Annotated in this window: 17 protein-coding genes; 12 read left to right on the forward strand and 5 right to left on the reverse strand. The window is 38.6% G+C overall.

The window, feature by feature from the left end; all coding sequences use genetic code 11:
* Positions 1-29 precede the first annotated feature (29 nt).
* Positions 30-1,367, reverse strand: coding sequence for an aspartyl protease family protein (locus tag H4O18_RS14560; protein ID WP_246474302.1), 1,338 nt, complete (start codon positions 1,365-1,367; stop codon positions 30-32).
* Between the two features lie 151 nt (positions 1,368-1,518).
* On the opposite strand from H4O18_RS14560, the gene H4O18_RS14565 reads away from it, so the two are divergent.
* The 9 genes from H4O18_RS14565 to H4O18_RS14605 all read left to right on the forward strand — a co-directional run bounded on the left by H4O18_RS14565 (position 1,519) and on the right by H4O18_RS14605 (position 10,479).
* Positions 1,519-2,709: a pyridoxal phosphate-dependent aminotransferase gene (locus H4O18_RS14565; RefSeq protein ID WP_187585826.1), complete on the forward strand. Its 1,191-nt coding sequence runs from the start codon at positions 1,519-1,521 to the stop codon at positions 2,707-2,709.
* Complete coding sequence (gene murB / locus H4O18_RS14570; RefSeq protein WP_187585828.1) at positions 2,709-3,725, forward strand: UDP-N-acetylmuramate dehydrogenase; 1,017 nt, start codon at positions 2,709-2,711, stop codon at positions 3,723-3,725. Before H4O18_RS14565 ends, murB begins: the two co-directional genes overlap by 1 nt.
* Before the next feature lie 197 nt (positions 3,726-3,922).
* Positions 3,923-4,492: an RNA polymerase sigma factor gene (locus H4O18_RS14575; RefSeq protein ID WP_187585830.1), complete on the forward strand. Its 570-nt coding sequence runs from the start codon at positions 3,923-3,925 to the stop codon at positions 4,490-4,492.
* Positions 4,493-4,576: 84 nt separating this feature from the next.
* A complete protein-coding gene (locus H4O18_RS14580) occupies positions 4,577-5,335 on the forward strand; it encodes an anti-sigma factor (protein WP_187585832.1) in 759 nt (252 codons plus the stop codon).
* A gap of 79 nt (positions 5,336-5,414) precedes the next feature.
* Positions 5,415-5,618: a membrane or secreted protein gene (locus H4O18_RS14585; RefSeq protein ID WP_187585834.1), complete on the forward strand. Its 204-nt coding sequence runs from the start codon at positions 5,415-5,417 to the stop codon at positions 5,616-5,618.
* A gap of 33 nt (positions 5,619-5,651) precedes the next feature.
* Entirely contained in the window at positions 5,652-6,218 is a 567-nt protein-coding gene (locus H4O18_RS14590) for an RNA polymerase sigma factor (RefSeq protein WP_187585836.1), read from the forward strand.
* A gap of 82 nt (positions 6,219-6,300) precedes the next feature.
* The gene (gene lipA / locus H4O18_RS14595) at positions 6,301-7,176 is read left to right on the forward strand and encodes a lipoyl synthase (protein WP_187585838.1); all 876 of its coding nucleotides are present in this window, start codon (positions 6,301-6,303) and stop codon (positions 7,174-7,176) included.
* 70 nt (positions 7,177-7,246) lie between these two features.
* A complete protein-coding gene (gene gap / locus H4O18_RS14600; RefSeq protein ID WP_187585840.1) occupies positions 7,247-8,257 on the forward strand; it encodes a type I glyceraldehyde-3-phosphate dehydrogenase in 1,011 nt (336 codons plus the stop codon).
* A 23-nt stretch (positions 8,258-8,280) separates the two neighbouring features.
* Entirely contained in the window at positions 8,281-10,479 is a 2,199-nt protein-coding gene (locus tag H4O18_RS14605) for a tetratricopeptide repeat-containing hybrid sensor histidine kinase/response regulator (RefSeq protein ID WP_246474304.1), read from the forward strand.
* Here H4O18_RS14605 and lpxK read toward each other — a convergent pair.
* The gene (gene lpxK / locus H4O18_RS14610; RefSeq protein WP_187585842.1) at positions 10,476-11,480 is read right to left on the reverse strand and encodes a tetraacyldisaccharide 4'-kinase; all 1,005 of its coding nucleotides are present in this window, start codon (positions 11,478-11,480) and stop codon (positions 10,476-10,478) included. The two genes, H4O18_RS14605 and lpxK, sit on opposite strands and share 4 nt — an antisense overlap.
* Positions 11,481-11,529: 49 nt before the next feature.
* Between lpxK and H4O18_RS14615 the strand changes: the two genes are divergently transcribed.
* Together H4O18_RS14615 and H4O18_RS14620 are read left to right on the forward strand one after the other, a co-directional pair.
* The gene (locus H4O18_RS14615; RefSeq protein WP_187585844.1) at positions 11,530-12,624 is read left to right on the forward strand and encodes a Nif3-like dinuclear metal center hexameric protein; all 1,095 of its coding nucleotides are present in this window, start codon (positions 11,530-11,532) and stop codon (positions 12,622-12,624) included.
* 2 nt (positions 12,625-12,626) lie between these two features.
* On the forward strand, positions 12,627-13,406 hold the full coding sequence (locus H4O18_RS14620) for a zinc ribbon domain-containing protein (protein ID WP_187585846.1): 780 nt from the start codon (positions 12,627-12,629) through the stop codon (positions 13,404-13,406).
* Between the two features lie 74 nt (positions 13,407-13,480).
* Here the strand turns inward: H4O18_RS14620 and H4O18_RS14625 are convergent, their stop codons facing one another.
* Both H4O18_RS14625 and H4O18_RS14630 read right to left on the reverse strand, forming a co-directional pair.
* A complete protein-coding gene (locus H4O18_RS14625; RefSeq protein ID WP_187585848.1) occupies positions 13,481-14,821 on the reverse strand; it encodes an FAD-dependent oxidoreductase in 1,341 nt (446 codons plus the stop codon).
* Positions 14,822-15,141: 320 nt separating this feature from the next.
* Positions 15,142-15,690 (reverse strand): ClpP family protease, encoded by a 549-nt coding sequence (locus H4O18_RS14630; RefSeq protein ID WP_187585850.1) that lies wholly within the window; start codon positions 15,688-15,690, stop codon positions 15,142-15,144.
* A gap of 287 nt (positions 15,691-15,977) precedes the next feature.
* Here H4O18_RS14630 and H4O18_RS14635 point away from each other — a divergent pair, with 287 nt between their 5' ends.
* Entirely contained in the window at positions 15,978-16,664 is a 687-nt protein-coding gene (locus H4O18_RS14635; protein ID WP_187585852.1) for a hypothetical protein, read from the forward strand.
* Between the two features lie 10 nt (positions 16,665-16,674).
* Here the strand turns inward: H4O18_RS14635 and H4O18_RS14640 are convergent, their stop codons facing one another.
* Entirely contained in the window at positions 16,675-17,823 is a 1,149-nt protein-coding gene (locus H4O18_RS14640) for an MFS transporter (protein ID WP_187585854.1), read from the reverse strand.
* Position 17,824: the final 1 nt, after the last annotated feature.

The following is a 17,824-nucleotide window of genomic DNA, read 5'->3' on the forward strand; positions in this document are numbered from 1 at the left end:
CCAGGGTCTGCCTTGGGGCTTAACACCATTTATTTAAAAACATCTTTCAGGACATAGGTAAGCAGCATGTCCTTTTGGTAACGCTCTATTAGGACCTTTATCCTTTTGCCCTCCTTCTCATTGAGCAAATGCAAGATTTGTTGTAGTTTGTAATTGTGTACCTTTTTTCCATTGACTGCGAGAATAACATCCCCTTCCTGCAAACCCGCTTTATGACCTGGACTTCCAGCACGTATTCCCGATACTACTATCTCTGGCACAACACTAAGTCTTGTTCTATTTTCGAAGAGTAGTTGCACATTCCCAAAAGATTGCCCATCGTCCTTTATCACTACTCCTCTGGCATCTGCTAAGCTTTCGGAAATATAGCGAACGCCATTATGTTGAAGGTCGATCCCGCTCAAATTAAAATCGAATGGGCGATTAAAAAGAGCATTTTTACGTAAACTTAGCGTACCGGCATCATAATTGAACACTAGGGTAAACCTCTTTAAGACCTCACCTCCCAAACTACCATTTCTATCCCCAAAGGAAGTTATGGATTTAAAATACTGTAGATCCGGAAATGCCACTTTGGCGTCCTTTAGTTGGAAATTACCCAAACTAATTCGGTCTATTTTTGTTCTCTTTCCAAAAATGCTGCCACTGAGTCCTTGGCCTAAAAAATCCTCATAATTGTTTTTGGGGATACCCAGCCCTTTTTCTATATTTTCAAAAAGCCAAATAGCATCAGAACTTCCGGAATCTATTAAAAGTTTAACGGGAATGCTGTGCTTATTTTCCAAAAATACCTTCCCTTGAACATAAGCCTTATTTTTAACAATATGCAAAGGAAGTATTTGTGTCCTGGCGTTCTTTTGGGTCCTATATAAATTGTGGGAATGAAGTTTTAGATATTTTGAGGTGTAATTAACCTCAACAACAAAATCCCTAAAAAGGTCATACCCTATTATTCCATGAACCGGTATACCCAGCCTGGGCGAGAGATTAAGCTCCCTATCCATGACCACATACAACAATTGATCATAATTGACGGCTTTACCAATTTTAAAAATGTTGGCACTAGAACTCAAAGCATCAATGGCTTCACCATCTCCCAAACCTTTTATGGCAATTTCAGATACATTGTTTATTTGAATGGAATCCTTATCCGATAAATTAAAAAGTATGGGCTTATTAACCCCTGAATCCAAAATAAATGAAAGTTTTGTCCCATTCACCTCTACTGGAACAATAATGAGATTGTTGACCAGTTTAAACTTTACCTTTTGGTACTTTTCCCCTGTAGGCAATTCGTAATTCTGGGAAAACAATAAAACTGGGCAACACCAAATAAGGAAAACCATATGTCTTAAAAAAGCCACCATTTTTCCATTTTTTAAGTAACCTATTCCTTTAAATTTACAAACAATTAATTATGCAACAGAACGATTTAACATATTAATATGGAATCAAATAAGACCGTTTTATTGTTTTGTCCATATTGATTTCCCATTTTTGCTTAAAATTTCAACTCATATGCCATCAATTTCACGGAGAGGCGCAACAATGCCGGAATCTCCCATTAGAAAATTAGTACCATTTGCTGAAGCTGCCATAAAAAGGGGAATTAAAATAATTCACCTAAATATTGGCCAGCCCGATATAAAGACCCCTAAAATTGCCCTGGATGCCGTTAGGAACAATACCTTGGAGGTATTGGCCTATAGCCGAACCGAAGGTGCTGAAACCTATAGGGAAAAAATTGCCGGATATTACGCCAAGAACGATATACATGTTGCGGCCGACGATATTATAGTTACCACTGGAGGCTCTGAAGCGCTTTTCTTTTCAATGGGAACTATTGCGGACACTGGTGACGAAATTATTATCCCGGAACCCTTTTATGCCAATTATAACGGATTCGCGAACGAAACCGGAATTAAGGTAGTCCCGATCGTGTCGCATATCGAAGATAATTTTGCATTACCTCCCATTGAGGAATTTGAAAAATTAATTACACCTAGAACCAAAGCAATCTTAATATGCAACCCTGGTAATCCTACCGGCTATTTATATAGTAAGGAAGAAATTAAAAAACTTGCCTCTATTGTAAAAAAGCACAATCTGTTCTTGGTTGCCGATGAGGTGTACCGTGAATTTACCTATGACAATAGGGAGCATTATTCCATACTACAGGAAAGTGGATTGGCTGAAAACGCCATTATTGTAGATTCGGTTTCCAAAAGATATAGTATGTGCGGAGCCAGAATTGGGTACCTGGTATCTAAAAACAAGGAAGTAATCCAGACTGCCTTAAAATTTGGTCAGGCGCGCCTATCACCACCAACATACGCACAGATTGCAAGTGAAGCGGCCCTGGACACCCCACAGAGCTATTTTGATGACGTAAAAAAGGAATATGAGGAACGCAGGAACATCCTTATCTCTGAACTTAGCGAAATTAAAGGGGCTGTAGTAGCCAGGCCTCAGGGTGCGTTTTATTGTATAGTGGAACTACCCATTGAAAATGCCGACACTTTTGCCAAATGGTTATTGGAAGATTTTAATCTGGATGGGGAGACCGTAATGGTGGCTCCTGCGGCGGGTTTCTATGCCACTGAAGGTTTGGGCACCAACCAGATAAGAATTGCCTATGTACTTGAAAAAGAAGAGCTAAAAAGAGCGGTTCACATTCTAAAGGAAGCCTTAAAGGTATATGCCAATTAATGGAAATACAACAAGACATATCCCTTAAAGAATACAATACCTTCGGAATAGATGCAAAGGCAAAATTCTTTTGTGAAATAAACTCGATCGAAGGGCTTAAAGAAATACTTGCAATCAAGGATTACCCTGATTTTTTTGTTCTGGGGGGCGGAAGTAATATGTTGATCACAAGGGATTTGGAAAATCTGGTGCTGTACATCAACTTAAAAGGCATTGATATAATATGGGAAAACTCTGATGAGGTCTGCATAAAGGTCAATGCCGGTGAAAATTGGCATCAAATGGTGTTGTGGACCTTGGATCAAAATTATGGAGGATTGGAAAATTTATCCCTCATCCCGGGAAACACCGGTACCGCACCAATACAGAACATTGGTGCCTATGGAGTTGAACTCAAGGATACCTTTGTAAGTTGCGACGCATTGGAAATAGCCACCCAAAAACTGAAGACCTTCACTAAGGAAGAGTGCCAGTTTGGATATCGGGATTCTTATTTTAAAAATGAAGGGCTTGGAAAATATATAATCACTTCGGTCAATTTTAAATTATCCAAAAGAAATCATAATCTACATGTAGGTTATGGGGCCATTGTTTCCGAATTACAAAATAACGGTATCACCGACCCCAGTATTAGGGACGTCTCCAATGCGGTTATTGCCATCAGGAAAAGCAAGTTACCGGACCCCAAAGAATTGGGCAACGGCGGAAGTTTCTTCAAAAATCCTGTAATAAGCAAGCAGGAATTCGATAAATTTACCAAGATATACCCAGATGCCCCCTTTTATAAGGTGTCTGAAAAAGAATTCAAGATTCCTGCAGGTTGGCTAATAGAGCAATGTGGATTTAAAGGGAAGCGATTTGGAGATGCCGGAGTTCATAAGCATCAAGCATTGGTATTGGTTAACTACGGTAATGCGTCGGGCAAGGAGATAATAGATCTTGCAGAAAAGATTATAGAAAGTGTACTGGAAAGGTTTGGGATTAGAATCACCCCTGAAGTCAATATCATAAAATAGCCCCTGACACATAATGACAGGGGCTATACCAAACCAAACTAACCAAAAATTAAATGAACAGTTACCAGCTGTCCATTTATCCAATAAAACGCTAAGTATAACAATCAATTTTATAATTTAGCGTTTGTGTATATACGAGGAGAAATACGGTATTGGATGATTACCAAGAAACTTTTTTTTGAGAACACACCTATTATATGAGCATACTACTGGAAAATCATATTGTTGAGCTCCTTCAAGAGCGAAATGACAAAGCCATTTCACTCCTTTACGAACATTATGGGGATACCTTATATGGTGTAGCCTACAAAGTAGTGCGCGATGAGGATTTGGCCCAGGACGTAGTACAGGAAAGTTTTGTTAAAATATGGAAGAAATCGGATTCCTACGACCCCACAAAAGCAAAATTATTCACTTGGCTTTTTAGGATTACCCGCAATACGGCCATAGATAAACTAAGAAGTGCCAACAACAAATCCGACAAAGAAATCCAAATGGATGTTTCCGACGTATATAAACTAGGAACTGAAGGAATAATTCCCGAGTTGATGGACGTTCAGGATAATTTGGATAAAATAGATTCAAAATATCAGATTGTATTGGACGCCTTATTTTTTCAAGGAATGACCCAACAGGAGGCAAGCGATGAATTGGACATACCGTTAGGCACTATTAAATCTAGATTAAAAATAGGACTAAGGGAATTAAAGAAAATATATGGTTCAAGCATGGTGCTAGCATATTTACTAAGTTTATTTATGAATTAAAGCACAAAGTTGATAAGACAAAGGCCAACAATCTAGCTGACTTAAAAGCATATCCAACCCAATGGTGCTACAAAAACAAAAGCCATGAAAGAGAAAATTAAAATCTTTTTAGAAACAGACCTCCTGGAGAAATATCTCTTGGGAACAACCACGCACGAAGAAGCGTTGCAGGTAGAAAGATACATTGCCATGTATCCCGAAGTTAGGAACACATACCTTGAACTACAGGAAAACCTTGAAATATTTGCTAAGTTACATGCCCTTAAAACTCCGGACGGTCTAAAAGAAAGGATTCAAAATAGGGTTAAAGCGGAGAATTCCATAAAATCAAAATTCTTCAGGTACGCCATTGCGGCCAGTTTTGCTGCCCTGATATTTGCAGGAGCATCGTATTTCTTCTATAACCAGAACCAAAATTTACAAGAGGAAAATGTTATTGTGAACAATAAGATTCAAAACTTGGAAGAGAATATGCGTTTACAGTTGGAAGATGTTAGAAATCAATTTATTGTCCTTAACAACCCTAAAACAAAGCGACTAACAGTAAAAGGAAACAATAAGGCCAAAGAACTTAAGGCTGTGGCCTACGTTAATCCTGTAAAAAAACTGTCCTATATTAATGTGAGCAAATTACCCAACTTACCGGAAAACCAATGCTACCAAATGTGGGCAGAGGTCAACGGTCAAATGCTTAACCTGGGGGTAATACAAGAAGCGAGCAACAGTGAAAAATTAATGGCGCTACCTTATGGTGAGAATGCTGTTGGATATATCACCATAGAACAAAAAGGTGGTAATTCCAGTCCCACAATAGAAAATATCGTGGCCAATATCTCCTATTAGGAACCAAGATTTAAAGTAATCCAAATCCTTCCAAGTAAGGTTATAAATTTCATATCTTTGCATAAAATAATGTAGGGATATGAAATTTTTACTTTTAACTATAGGGCTACTTGCACTTGCTTTTGCCGGTATCGCAATAAAAATATGGTCTAAAAAAGATGGAAAATTTGCAGGAACATGCGCCAGTCAAAGTCCATTTTTAAACAAAGAAGGTGAAGCATGCGGCTATTGTGGCAAACTTCCAACCGAACAGGACTGCAAAAAAGATTCCGTAACGCAATAGCCTTCTGGATTGCACTTTATATAAAACCTCATCTTGGATAAAACCGAAGAACCACTTCCCCAACTTATTGAAAAGGCCAAATTAGGCAATCAGATCGCCTTCAGTGCATTATTAAATAGCTTTTGGAACGACGTTTACGGATTTCAATTGATCCGGACCAAAAATGAGAACGATGCCGAGGATATCACCATCCAGACATTTTCCAAAGCTTTTGATAAGATACACACCTTTGATGATTCCTACCAATTTAAGACGTGGCTGATCGCCATCTCCAAAAATCTACACATAGATTTAATCCGAAAAAGCAAAAGAAACGTTTTACAAGTCAACCAGGAAGGCAGCAATGAAGCCATAAAGAAGGTTTTGGATGACGGCCCTTCCCCTGAAGACAGTTTGATCACAGAACAAAATTTGGCTGCTTTATTGGAATACATAAAAAGGTTAAAGCCACATTACCAAGAAGTAATAAACCTTAGATATTTTCAGGAGCTCCCATATGCAGAAATAGCAGAAAAACTAGGGGAACCCGTTAATAATGTTAAAGTAAAATTATTACGGGCCAAAAGACTGCTGGCCGAAATTATTAAAAACAAACAATAGGCAGTTTTATCCATCATTATACTTTGCCCCCAATTGGCATTTTAACTATATCCCATTTCGTATATTTGCACAAAATCATAGTATGAGCATCGAAACTATAGACAGTGTGATTCCTCCAAAAGGCAAACCCAAATGGTTACGGGTAAAACTTCCGACAGGTAAAAAATATACCCAATTAAGGGGATTGGTGGATAAATACAATCTACACACCATATGTACCTCAGGTAGTTGTCCAAATATGGGCGAATGTTGGGGAGAAGGCACCGCCACATTTATGATTCTAGGAAACGTTTGTACTCGTTCCTGTGGATTTTGCGGTGTAAAAACGGGAAGGCCGGAAGATGTGGATTGGGAAGAACCGGAAAAAGTGGCCAGGTCCATTAAGATTATGGACATTAAACACGCCGTAATCACTTCAGTGGATCGTGACGACCTTAAGGATATGGGATCCATAATATGGGCTGAAACCGTGAAAGCCATTAGGCGAATGAACCCCACCACCACCTTGGAAACTTTGATTCCTGACTTTCAGGGAATTACCACCCATTTGAATCGCATACTTGCCGTTGGCCCGGAAGTGATTTCCCACAACATGGAGACGGTAAAAAGATTAACGAGGGAAGTCCGCATACAGGCGAAATACGAAAGAAGTCTGGGAGTCCTTGCTTACTTAAAAGAAAACGGCGCCAACCGTACCAAGTCAGGAATAATGTTGGGATTGGGCGAACGGGAGGAAGAGGTAATCCAAACCATGGAAGACCTCAGGGCGGCGAATGTTGACGTGGTTACCATTGGACAATATCTACAGCCATCAAAAAAACATTTACCCGTAAAGGAATTTATTTTGCCGGATCAATTTAAAAAATATGAGGAAATAGGGCTTCAACTTGGTTTTAGACATGTTGAAAGCGGGGCTTTGGTCCGTTCTTCCTACAAAGCGCACAAGCACATTATGTAGGTTATTCCTACACCCCAATATCTAAAATATAATTCCGTATTTATACGGATAAAATGGCTTACCACTTTTTATGAAACGGATTAACATTGGTATAAACGGCTTCGGTAGAATTGGTCGCACCCTATTTAGACTTCTTAGCGAACAACCCCATTTAAGGGTGGTGGCAATAAATGACTTGGCGGATGCGCGTACCTTGTCACATTTATTAAAGTACGATAGCATACACGGTGTATTTCAGAAAGAAGTCTCCCACAGTGAAAATCATATTATTGTAGGTGATAATAAGGTAGCCTTGTTAAACCACAATTCACCAAAAGATATTCCTTGGTCCAATCATAAGGTTGATATCGTAGTTGAAGCCACCGGAAGGTTTAAGGACAGATCGATCTTAACCCAGCATTTAAAAAACGGGGCGAAAAAAGTTATTCTTAGCGTACCACCAACGGAAGACGATATAAAAATGGTGGTTTATGGTATAAACCATGAAACCTTGGAGCAAACGGATGACATTATTTCCAATGCTTCCTGTACCACAAACAATGCCGCGCCTATGATCAAGGTAATCCAAGACCTATGTGGCATAGAACAAGCCTACATCACCACCATACATTCCTACACAACAGACCAAAGTCTGCACGACCAGCCCCATAAGGACCTGAGAAGGGCCAGGGCGGCCTCACAATCCATAGTGCCAACGACCACTGGAGCAGCCAAGGCATTGACAAGAATATTCCCCGAATTATCAGATGTAATTGGAGGCTGTGGAATACGCGTACCAGTACCCAATTGTTCCTTGACCGACATTACTTTTAACGTAAAAAGGGAAACCTCCATTGAGGAAATAAATGAAGCTTTTTTTAAAATATCGCAGAAAGAGCTTAAAAACATTCTATATTACACAAAAGATCCCATAGTTTCTATAGATATAAACAATACTTATTACTCTTGTACGTTTGATTCTCTGATGACCTCGGTAATCGGCAAAATGGTGAAGATCATTGGATGGTATGACAACGAAACCGGGTATAGTAGTAGAATTGTAGATTTAATTAACTTTATAATACGTAAACAATACGTTTGAGACCTTTATTCTTACATATAAATTTGAACAGAAAATTATGGCTCCTTACGGTTCTATTGTTTTTTTACTTTAGTCATTCCTATACACAAGAAACCAAGGCTGTTGAAACTGATATTGAATATTATTTTGACAAAGCGAGGGAATTGGGTAATAAAAATAAAATTGAACCGGCACTTGAGGACTTGAATACGGCCATGGAAATTGCCTTCAAGAATAACGACCAAAAGGCACTTATAGACACCTATCACAAATTTGCAGTTTTATATTTAAGATTGGGAAAAGATGATAGTGCAGAATATTACGCAGACAGATCAAAATCGCTTTTAAAGGATATTTCCTATCCCTACGGAGAGGCCACGCACAAGTACATAGACGCCATTATTTCATACAGGGACGGCAAAAACTTCTTGGCCATTTCCATGCTCAACGAGGCAAAACAAATAAACAATGACCGGAATTTACTGAACAATATCCTTTTTGTTGAGGGAAATATTTTTCTAAACTTGGAAAAATATGAGAGTGCCACAAAAAATTTCAATGCCCTGGCTGTTAATACGGACATTTATGAAAAGGAATATCTGGCCGCCAAGTCCCATATTAAATTAGCCGAAATTTATTTCAGGACCGAAAATTACGAGGAAAGTATAAAAAATGCGCTGAGCGCTTTAAAATTGGCCAAGGCGAATAACTTTTATGTTGAAAGATTGGAGGCCAATGAGCTACTCACCCGGTCCAATGCTAAACTTGGCCTTTTTGAATCTGCCTTGTTTTACAATAAGAACATAGTGAATATTAAGGATTCTATCTTTACTATTGAAAAAACTCTAGGAGAAACAAAGACAGCTGATAAGATTCAAACCGATTTTATGCGCGATGAAATTGGTAGGCAGGAAGCCAAGATCGAAGAACTTAGTCAGTCCAAAAATAGAACTGAAATTACAGCCATTTTAACTTCAGCCTTTTTAATTGTAATTTCCATACTGGCCGTTTCACTTTATAGAAACAACCAAATTAAGCTAAAGACCAACGATCTTCTGCATACCAAGAACAATGAGTTACAGGCAGCAAGGGATGCGGCGGTAATGGCCATGGATGCCAAAACCAACTTCTTGTCAACTGTTAGCCACGAATTGCGAACACCGCTTTATGCAGTAACAGGTCTAACCCATTTATTGCTGGAAGAGAACCCAAGTGAAAGCCAAAAAGAGCATTTAAAATCTTTAAAATTTTCTGGCGACTATTTACTGAATTTTATTAATGACATCCTTCAGATCAATAAAATAGATGCCGACAAACTGGAAGCCCTTCAAATAGATTTCAATCTTAAAAAGATACTTTCGGAAGTTATTAATTCATTGAATCAGAGTGCGAAGGCGAACAAAACTAAAATTGTTTTGGAGTTTGATGAGGATATTCCATCGCATTTGTTGGGCGACCCATTAAAACTTTCCCAAATATTTATAAACCTTATTGGCAATGGCATAAAGTTTACCAAGGAAGGCCAAGTTACCGTTATTGCAAAACTTGCTAAAAAAGTTGAGGAAAATTTGACCATTTATTTTGAGGTGAAGGATAATGGAATTGGAATAGACCCAGAAAGACAACTCACTATTTTTGATAGTTTTGAACAAGGCTCTATCCAAATCAACAGGGAATACGGAGGTACTGGCCTAGGACTGACCATTGTAAAAAGCTTGTTAGGTCTATTTGGCAGTAAAATTCAGCTAAAGAGCGAACTGGGCAAAGGAAGTTCCTTTTTCTTTGAGGTGGATTTAAAAAGTAAGGATGATCTTATTGATGACATCCCATTCGAAATTACCGAAGTGGAATACGATTTTACCGGACTTCATATATTGATTGTGGAGGACAATAAAATTAACCAGGTCATTACCAAGAAAATGTTGAACAAAAAGGAAATTACCTGTGATATTGCCAACAATGGTCTGGAAGCTGTGGCCATGGTAAGAAAAACAGATTACGACTGTATCTTAATGGATATCCATATGCCTGGTATTAGTGGGGAAGAAGCCACTATAGAAATAAGAAAATTTAATAGATTGGTCCCTATAATCGCCCTTACCGCGATTTCCTTGGATGACAGTTTGGAAAGTTTTTATGCCGCAGGATGTAATGATGTGGTTACCAAACCATTTAAACCAGAAGTATTCTACTCTAAAATTGGAGAGAACATCTTTGATATTAAAAAAAAAATTGAAGCCTAAGGATTAGATAGGCTATCATTCAGCAAACTTACCAATACCTTTTCTCCCTCATTCAAAAATTTGTGCTGTATCCCTATATAATGCAGGTTTTTTATTTTGCCTTCCAGCCGCACATAATCCTTTTCGGTGGTAAGTACCATTTCCTTCGTATTGAACAATGCAATTTCCTTCTCAGAGAAAAAGTGATGGTCCTGGTAGGCCAAATGCTCAAGCACTATTCCCTGATCCGTCAAGAAACTTACCAAGGGCTTTGGATTGGCTATACCGGTCACCAAAGTCACTTTTTTATTCTTTAGCTGCTCCAGACCTATTTCTCCAGAACCACCTTTTAAGCTGGTATCATAATCCAAATAGCTAAAAATAACCTTCTGGCTTGGGGCGGGAGCTATTTTTTTTAGAATGTCCTGCTGTTGCTTTCCTGTCAAATTCGGTGGGCATTTGGTAACAACAATGATATTCGCCCGTCTGGCTTCGCGTTTGCTATCCCTCAAATTACCGGTAGGCAAATACCAATCATCAACATACAAATTAGCGTAGGAAGTCAACAGTACATAATGATCACATCTTACTTTTCTATGTTGAAAGGCATCATCCAACAGAACAACATCGGGCCCAATGGTTTTCTCCAAAGTAGAAATTCCATGTTGCCGATCAGCATCAACGGCAACATAGGCGTTCGGAAATTTTTTGTAGATCTGGTAAGGCTCGTCACCAAGGCTTTCTACATCCATCCCTGATTCGGCCAGCAAATACCCTTTTGATCGTCTACCATATCCCCTACTCAGTACGGCTATTTTACAACGCTCCTTTATGTGGGAGATCAAAAATTCTATCATTGGAGTTTTCCCGGTACCGCCTACACTAAGATTACCAACACATATGGTTTTGGTATTGAATGATCTGGAAGGAAAAACACCGGTGTCATAAAAATAATTACGCAGGTATACTACAATTGCGTATATCAGTGAAATGGGAAAACCTAATTTTCTTAGTAGCTGCATTAGAACGAAAATATAATATTTTATCTTTGGAAGACCATAAATTTGAAAAATGATCATAAAACAAGTTATCGATACCCTTGAAGAGTTGGCGCCACTGAATTATGCTGAAGATTTTGACAATGTAGGACTATTGGTGGGGAACGCAAATAATGAGGTAAAGGGTATCCTTGTAACATTGGACACTTTGGAAAATGTGGTGGATGAGGCCATTGCAAAAAAATGTAATCTCATTGTTAGTTTTCACCCTATTATTTTTGGTGGACTAAAGAAAATTACCGGTGCCAATTATGTCCAAAGAGTAGTTATTAAGGCCATTCAGCATGATATTGCCATTTACAGCATGCACACTGCTTTGGACAATAGCCATAAAGGGGTAAATGCCAAAATATGTGAAATATTGGGCTTGAAAAATACAAGTATTTTAATCCCCCAGGCGGGCACCATTAAAAAATTGACAACCTATGTTCCCAAAGAGCATACGGACGCCCTTAAAACAGCTCTATTTAGTGCTGGGGCAGGAAATATAGGCAATTATAGCAATTGCAGCTTTAGCATGGATGGCACCGGAAGTTACCAGGCCAATACAGGAGCCAATCCTTATTTGGGAAAAATTGGAGAAACACATTATGAGAACGAATCCCAAATTAGCCTTACCTATGCCAAGGCGAATGAACCAAAAGTTCTTGCTGCACTTTTTGGCAATCATCCCTATGAAGAGGTTGCCTATGAAATACAAACTTTGGAAAATAAAAACCAAAATATTGGCATGGGCATGGTCGGAAATCTTGAAAAATCGATGCGTGAAGAAGAATTTTTTGAATTTCTGAAGGAAAAAATGAATGTTTCCTGCATTAGACACTCCGATTTTCTAGGAAAAAAAATAACCAAAGTTGCCGTTTTGGGAGGAAGTGGTTCTTTTGCCATTTCTTCGGCAATGTCCGCCAATGCTGACGTTTTTGTAACTTCAGACCTAAAATACCATCAATTCTATGAAGCTGAAGGCAAAATACTTTTGGCAGATATTGGGCACTATGAAACAGAGCAGTTTACAAAAAATCTCTTAGTTGATTATCTTACGAAAAAAATTCCTAATTTTGCAATCTCTTTATCGGAGAGCAAAACAAATCCCATCAAGTATTTTTAAATATGGCAACAAAGACAGAAGCAACGGTAGAAGAAAAGTTAAGAGCACTATATGATTTGCAATTAATTGATTCTAGAGTTGATGAGATAAGAAATGTTAGAGGAGAACTTCCTCTAGAAGTAGAAGATTTGGAAGACGAGGTACTTGGCCTTAAAACAAGAATGGATAAGCTTAAAACCGATCTTGAAACCATTAACTACGAAATAGGTGCCAAGAAAAATCTTATTGATGAAGCCAAAACCTTGATCAAAAAATACGCGGAACAACAAAAGAATGTCCGTAACAGTAGAGAATTCAATTCATTGACCAAGGAAGTTGAGTTCCAGGAACTTGAAATTCAATTGGCTGAAAAGAACATTAAGGAGTTCAAGGCCCAGATAGACCAGAAAAAAGAAGTTATAGCTTCTACCAAGGAGCGTTTAAGTGAAAGGGAATCACACCTTAAACACAAGAAAGGTGAGTTGAACGCTATTTTGGCTGAAACTGAGAAGGAAGAAAAGGCTCTTTTGAAAAAATCCGAAGAATACCAATCCCAAATTGAGGAGCGTTTGGTAAAGGCCTACAATAGAATCCGTAATAATGTAAAAAACGGTTTGGCAGTAGTTCCGATCGAAAGAGGTGCTTCCGGCGGTTCTTTCTTTACAATTCCACCACAAGTACAGGTGGAGATTGCTTCCCGAAAGAAAATTATTAGCGACGAACACAGTGGAAGAATTTTAGTAGACCCTGTTTTGGCCGAAGAAGAACAAGAAAAAATGCAAAAGCTGTTCTCTAAATTATAGAACTATCAGCTTATAAGAAAAATAAAGCCATCTTTTTAAGATGGCTTTATTTTTTTCTATCCCTAATGTCCGTTTTACAAAAGACTTAGGATTTTCCGATCAACTTCTTCAGTATCCCAAATTTCCTCTATATTGGGAATTTGCATTATTTGCTTCATTATCTCTTCCTGTGCATCCCCATTGGCCAAAGCTTCTACATAGGGCTTATCTGAAAATGTAACCCTGGAATAGGCCGGAATCCACTTATCGGGATATTTTTTGGCAAAACGCTTTTCAATCTTTTTCTGTAATATAAAATTAGGATCGGCCGTCATAGTGCTCATCTCCACAAAATTACGATAACTTAGTTCCGCTATAGCATCTGCATTGGGCTTACGTTCTGTCTGGTAGGTATTAAAAATTTGCGCCCAATCATCCCCAAACTGGGCAATAATCTTATTCAGGGCATAAATATCCTCAAAGCCTGCATTCATTCCCTGCCCGTAAAACGGCACAATGGCATGGGCGGAGTCGCCCACAAGCGCCACCTTATCCCAGTAGGTCCATGGATAGCATTTAATGGTTACCAATGCACTTGTTGGATTTTTAAAGAAATCTGTTGTAAGATCTTCTATGACCGGGGCAACATCGGGAAAATAAGTATTAAAGAAACCTTTGGCCTCATCCTTGGTTTTTATTTTCTCAAAGGAAACCTCCCCTTCAAAGGGAAGGAACAAGGTACAGGTAAAACTTCCATCCAAATTAGGCATGGCAATAAACATAAACTTCCCTCTGGGCCAGATATGGAAAGAATGTTTTTCCAGTTTATGGGTACCATCGTCATTTGCCGGAATAGTAAGCTCCTTGTAACCCACATCTATAAATTCTTGATGGTAATTAAATCTACTACGGCGCTGCATTTTGTGCCTAACTCGCGAAAAAGCACCGTCACAGCCAAAAACAATGTCATAGTCATACTCCTTCCACTCCCCTTTCTCCGTTGCGCCCGTATATATTTTTCCTTCGGGCAGGTCTACATCCCACACCTTTTCTTCAAAATGAAATTCAACCCCTGCCTCTTCGGCAAGGTCTATCATTCTACGATTTAATATGCCCCGTGAAATAGACCAGATGGCTTCTCCTTCCTTTCCATATTTTTGGTAATACTCCGGTTCCCCCGCAAGATGAATAGCACGCTTGTCCAAAGGAATTGCAATTTTCTTCACTTCATCCTCAATTCCCACCTCCCTGAGGGCCTTCCAACCCCTATTACTCATTGCCAAGTTTATGGATCTGCCGGAAAATTCAACATTTCTAATATCGGGTCTACGATCATAAACCGTTATTTCGTGTCCTAACTTCCGAAGGTAAATTGCCAATAAGGATCCGACCAATCCTGAACCGATTATGGCAATTTTTTTAGGAGTTTGTGTCATACTAATGCAAATAGGGAAAAGTAATTGTTAAAGTAATAAATGTAGTAAAATAAAGTAACTTGTATAAAATAGATGTAATATCGTCACAAAACGCCCAAAGACGTCGTATTTCCGTAATCTGCAGTACCGCCCACCTAGAAAAATATTCTTTTTTATTTTTTTACATTCCAGGACATCCAAACCCTATGTTTAATACGTATATAAAACACATACCGCTTAGGCGTCCATATATAAAAAAGTCCTTCACATTAAGTTTGCGAAGGACTTTTCCTTTTCTGTATAATTCGTACTAAAATATATTTTAAACAAATTAAGAGCGGTTATTCCAAAATTCCGTCCACTATTCCATAGGTTATGGACTCTTCAGCGTTCATCCAATAATCCCGGTCAAAATCCTTCATTACCTTTTCAAAATCCTGACCGCAATTCTCAGCCAATATTTTGGCACTAAGTTCACGTGTCTTAATTATCTCTTTTGCTTGAATCTCTATATTGGAAGCCTGTCCCCTGGCACCACCACTCGGTTGATGGATCATTACCTGTGCATGCGGCTGTATAAAACGTCTACCTTTCTTGCCTACGGATAACAAAATAGACCCCATTGAAGCTGCCAAGCCAGAGCAGATCGTAGAAACCGGACTCTTCAATGATTTAATGGTGTCGTACATGGCAAAACCAGAAGTAACATAACCCCCTGGGCTATTTATATACAATTGAATTTCTTTGTTATTCTGCATATCCAAATACAATAAACGATCAATAACATGTTTAGCTGTATCATCATCTACCATTCCCCATAGAAATACTTTTCTTTCTTCTAGCAATTTTTCATCAATTGCCTCTTGTATCTTACCTTTTTTTGAGCTCATTTTTAGAATTCTTGTTAAGTTTCAAAAATAATGAATTTATTGCGAAATATGGCAGGTAAATTATTGTAGGGAACATTCAATTTCTCATCAAAAAAACAAGGACACTAAATTCCCTAAAAAATAACAAGTATTGATTGAATTCCTTATGATGCACATTCAACACAAAATTGAAGACCATGCCACGGTAAAATCCCATCTTTTTAAAAAGAAAAATCAAAAATGTAATTAGGCATTCACAGCTATTCTGCCAAAAACCTATTATCTTTATGTTAGAAAAAAAACCAAAAATGAAAAAACCACTACTAATAATATTGTGTCTGACTTTGTTCCTTGCATCCTGCAAAACCGATAAAAAACAAAAGGTGGCCGATCTAAAAATGGATCTTTCCATTTTGGATAAAGTTGCCAATGCACATGGATTTGATCAATTTAGAAATGTAAAGGAAATTGCTTTTACTTTTAATGTAGATCGTCCTAACAGCCATTCTGAACGCAGCTGGGTATGGAACACCATCACCAATGACATCCGCTCCATTAACAAGGGAGATACCATTTCTTACAACCGCAGTAACATGGACAGTACGGCTATGAAGATAAATGGAGGTTTTATCAATGACAAATATTGGCTCATGGCACCTTTTAATCTGGCTTGGGACAAGAACAATATCACCTATGACCATGAAAGCGATGTGCCTGCGCCTATCAGTAAAAATCCTATGCAAAAATTGACCATAGTTTATGGGAACGAGGGAGGCTACACCCCTGGTGACGCCTACGATTTTTATTTTGGAAGTGATTACATGATAAAGGAATGGGTATTTAGAAAATCAAATCAACCAGAGCCATCGGTAACCACGACTTGGGAGAATTACGTGGATATTAACGGCCTCAAAATTGCAGAAATGCACAAAAATGAAGACGGTAGTTTTAAGTTGTACTTCACCAACATAAAAGTAACCTCTAAAAACCCCTAAAGTAATGCAATTACCTCCTTCTCCTATACAGACCATAGGTAGCACCGAGCACTATTATGGTGCATATTAATAATATAACAAAGGTATATTTTAAGGAAAAACTCTCGGCTACAAAGCCAAGGACCACAGGGCCCAGCAAGAAACCTGAATAGCCTGTACCGGCTATAAAGGATACTCCTTGTGAGGAATCTACCCCCTTGACCGTACCACCTATCCTAAAAAGCTCCGGAATAATTACCGAAAAGCCCAGTCCTATCAGCGCAAATCCTGCTATAGCCATATAGGTGTGTGTAGCTAGAACAAAAAGAAAGCCTATTATTGCTATTGAAGCTCCCAGGGCCACTATTTTAATGGAGCCTATAGAAGCACTAATACTATCTCCCAAAAACCTACCCAAGGTCATCATTACGGAAAATGCCAAAAACCCCGTTCCTATCAGTGTTTCCGGTGCCATACTTATCTCCTGCAAATAAAGCCCACTCCAATCTACAATGGCTCCTTCACCGCCCATTATTATGAATGATACAATTCCCAACACCAGGAGCGGTTTAAACAATTTTAGACTAAATGGTTCCTTCTCCACGGGCGCCGCTACAATATGCTTATAATGTTTATGGAAAATATAATTTACCACAAACACCAGAATAACAGCGTATAGCATATGCAAGGCTGGATTATTGATTGTAAATATCAAAAAGCTACCTAAGCCTGCAAACACGCCTCCAAGGCTAAAAAAACCATGTGAGGCCGACATAAAGTTCTGTTGATCCTCCTTTTCTATTTCCGTGACCAAGGTATTCATGGCGATGTCCGTAATGCCATTACTGGCCCCCAATAGAAAAAGAGCTCCCATTAAAGAATAATAATTAGGCGCCAACAAAGGTAGCAAGGCAGTCAAACAACTAAAAAGTATCCCATACCAAGTAGCTTTTCCTACCCCAAGCCAATTAATAATTTTGGCAGCCACGGGAAAAATAACGAATACTCCCAAGGAAAGAAAAAAGATAGCAATGCCCAAATCTGCCTTATCTATCCCCAATTTCTCTTTTACAGTGGGTATATAGATGGCCCAGGTACCAAACAAAATATTTATGCTGGCAAATACCCAGGAAGGCGCAAAATATCTGGGATTGGAAAGAATAAGACGAAGTGACTTCATA

Source organism: Arenibacter arenosicollis (assembly GCF_014397245.1).
GTDB lineage: Bacteria > Bacteroidota > Bacteroidia > Flavobacteriales > Flavobacteriaceae > Arenibacter > Arenibacter arenosicollis.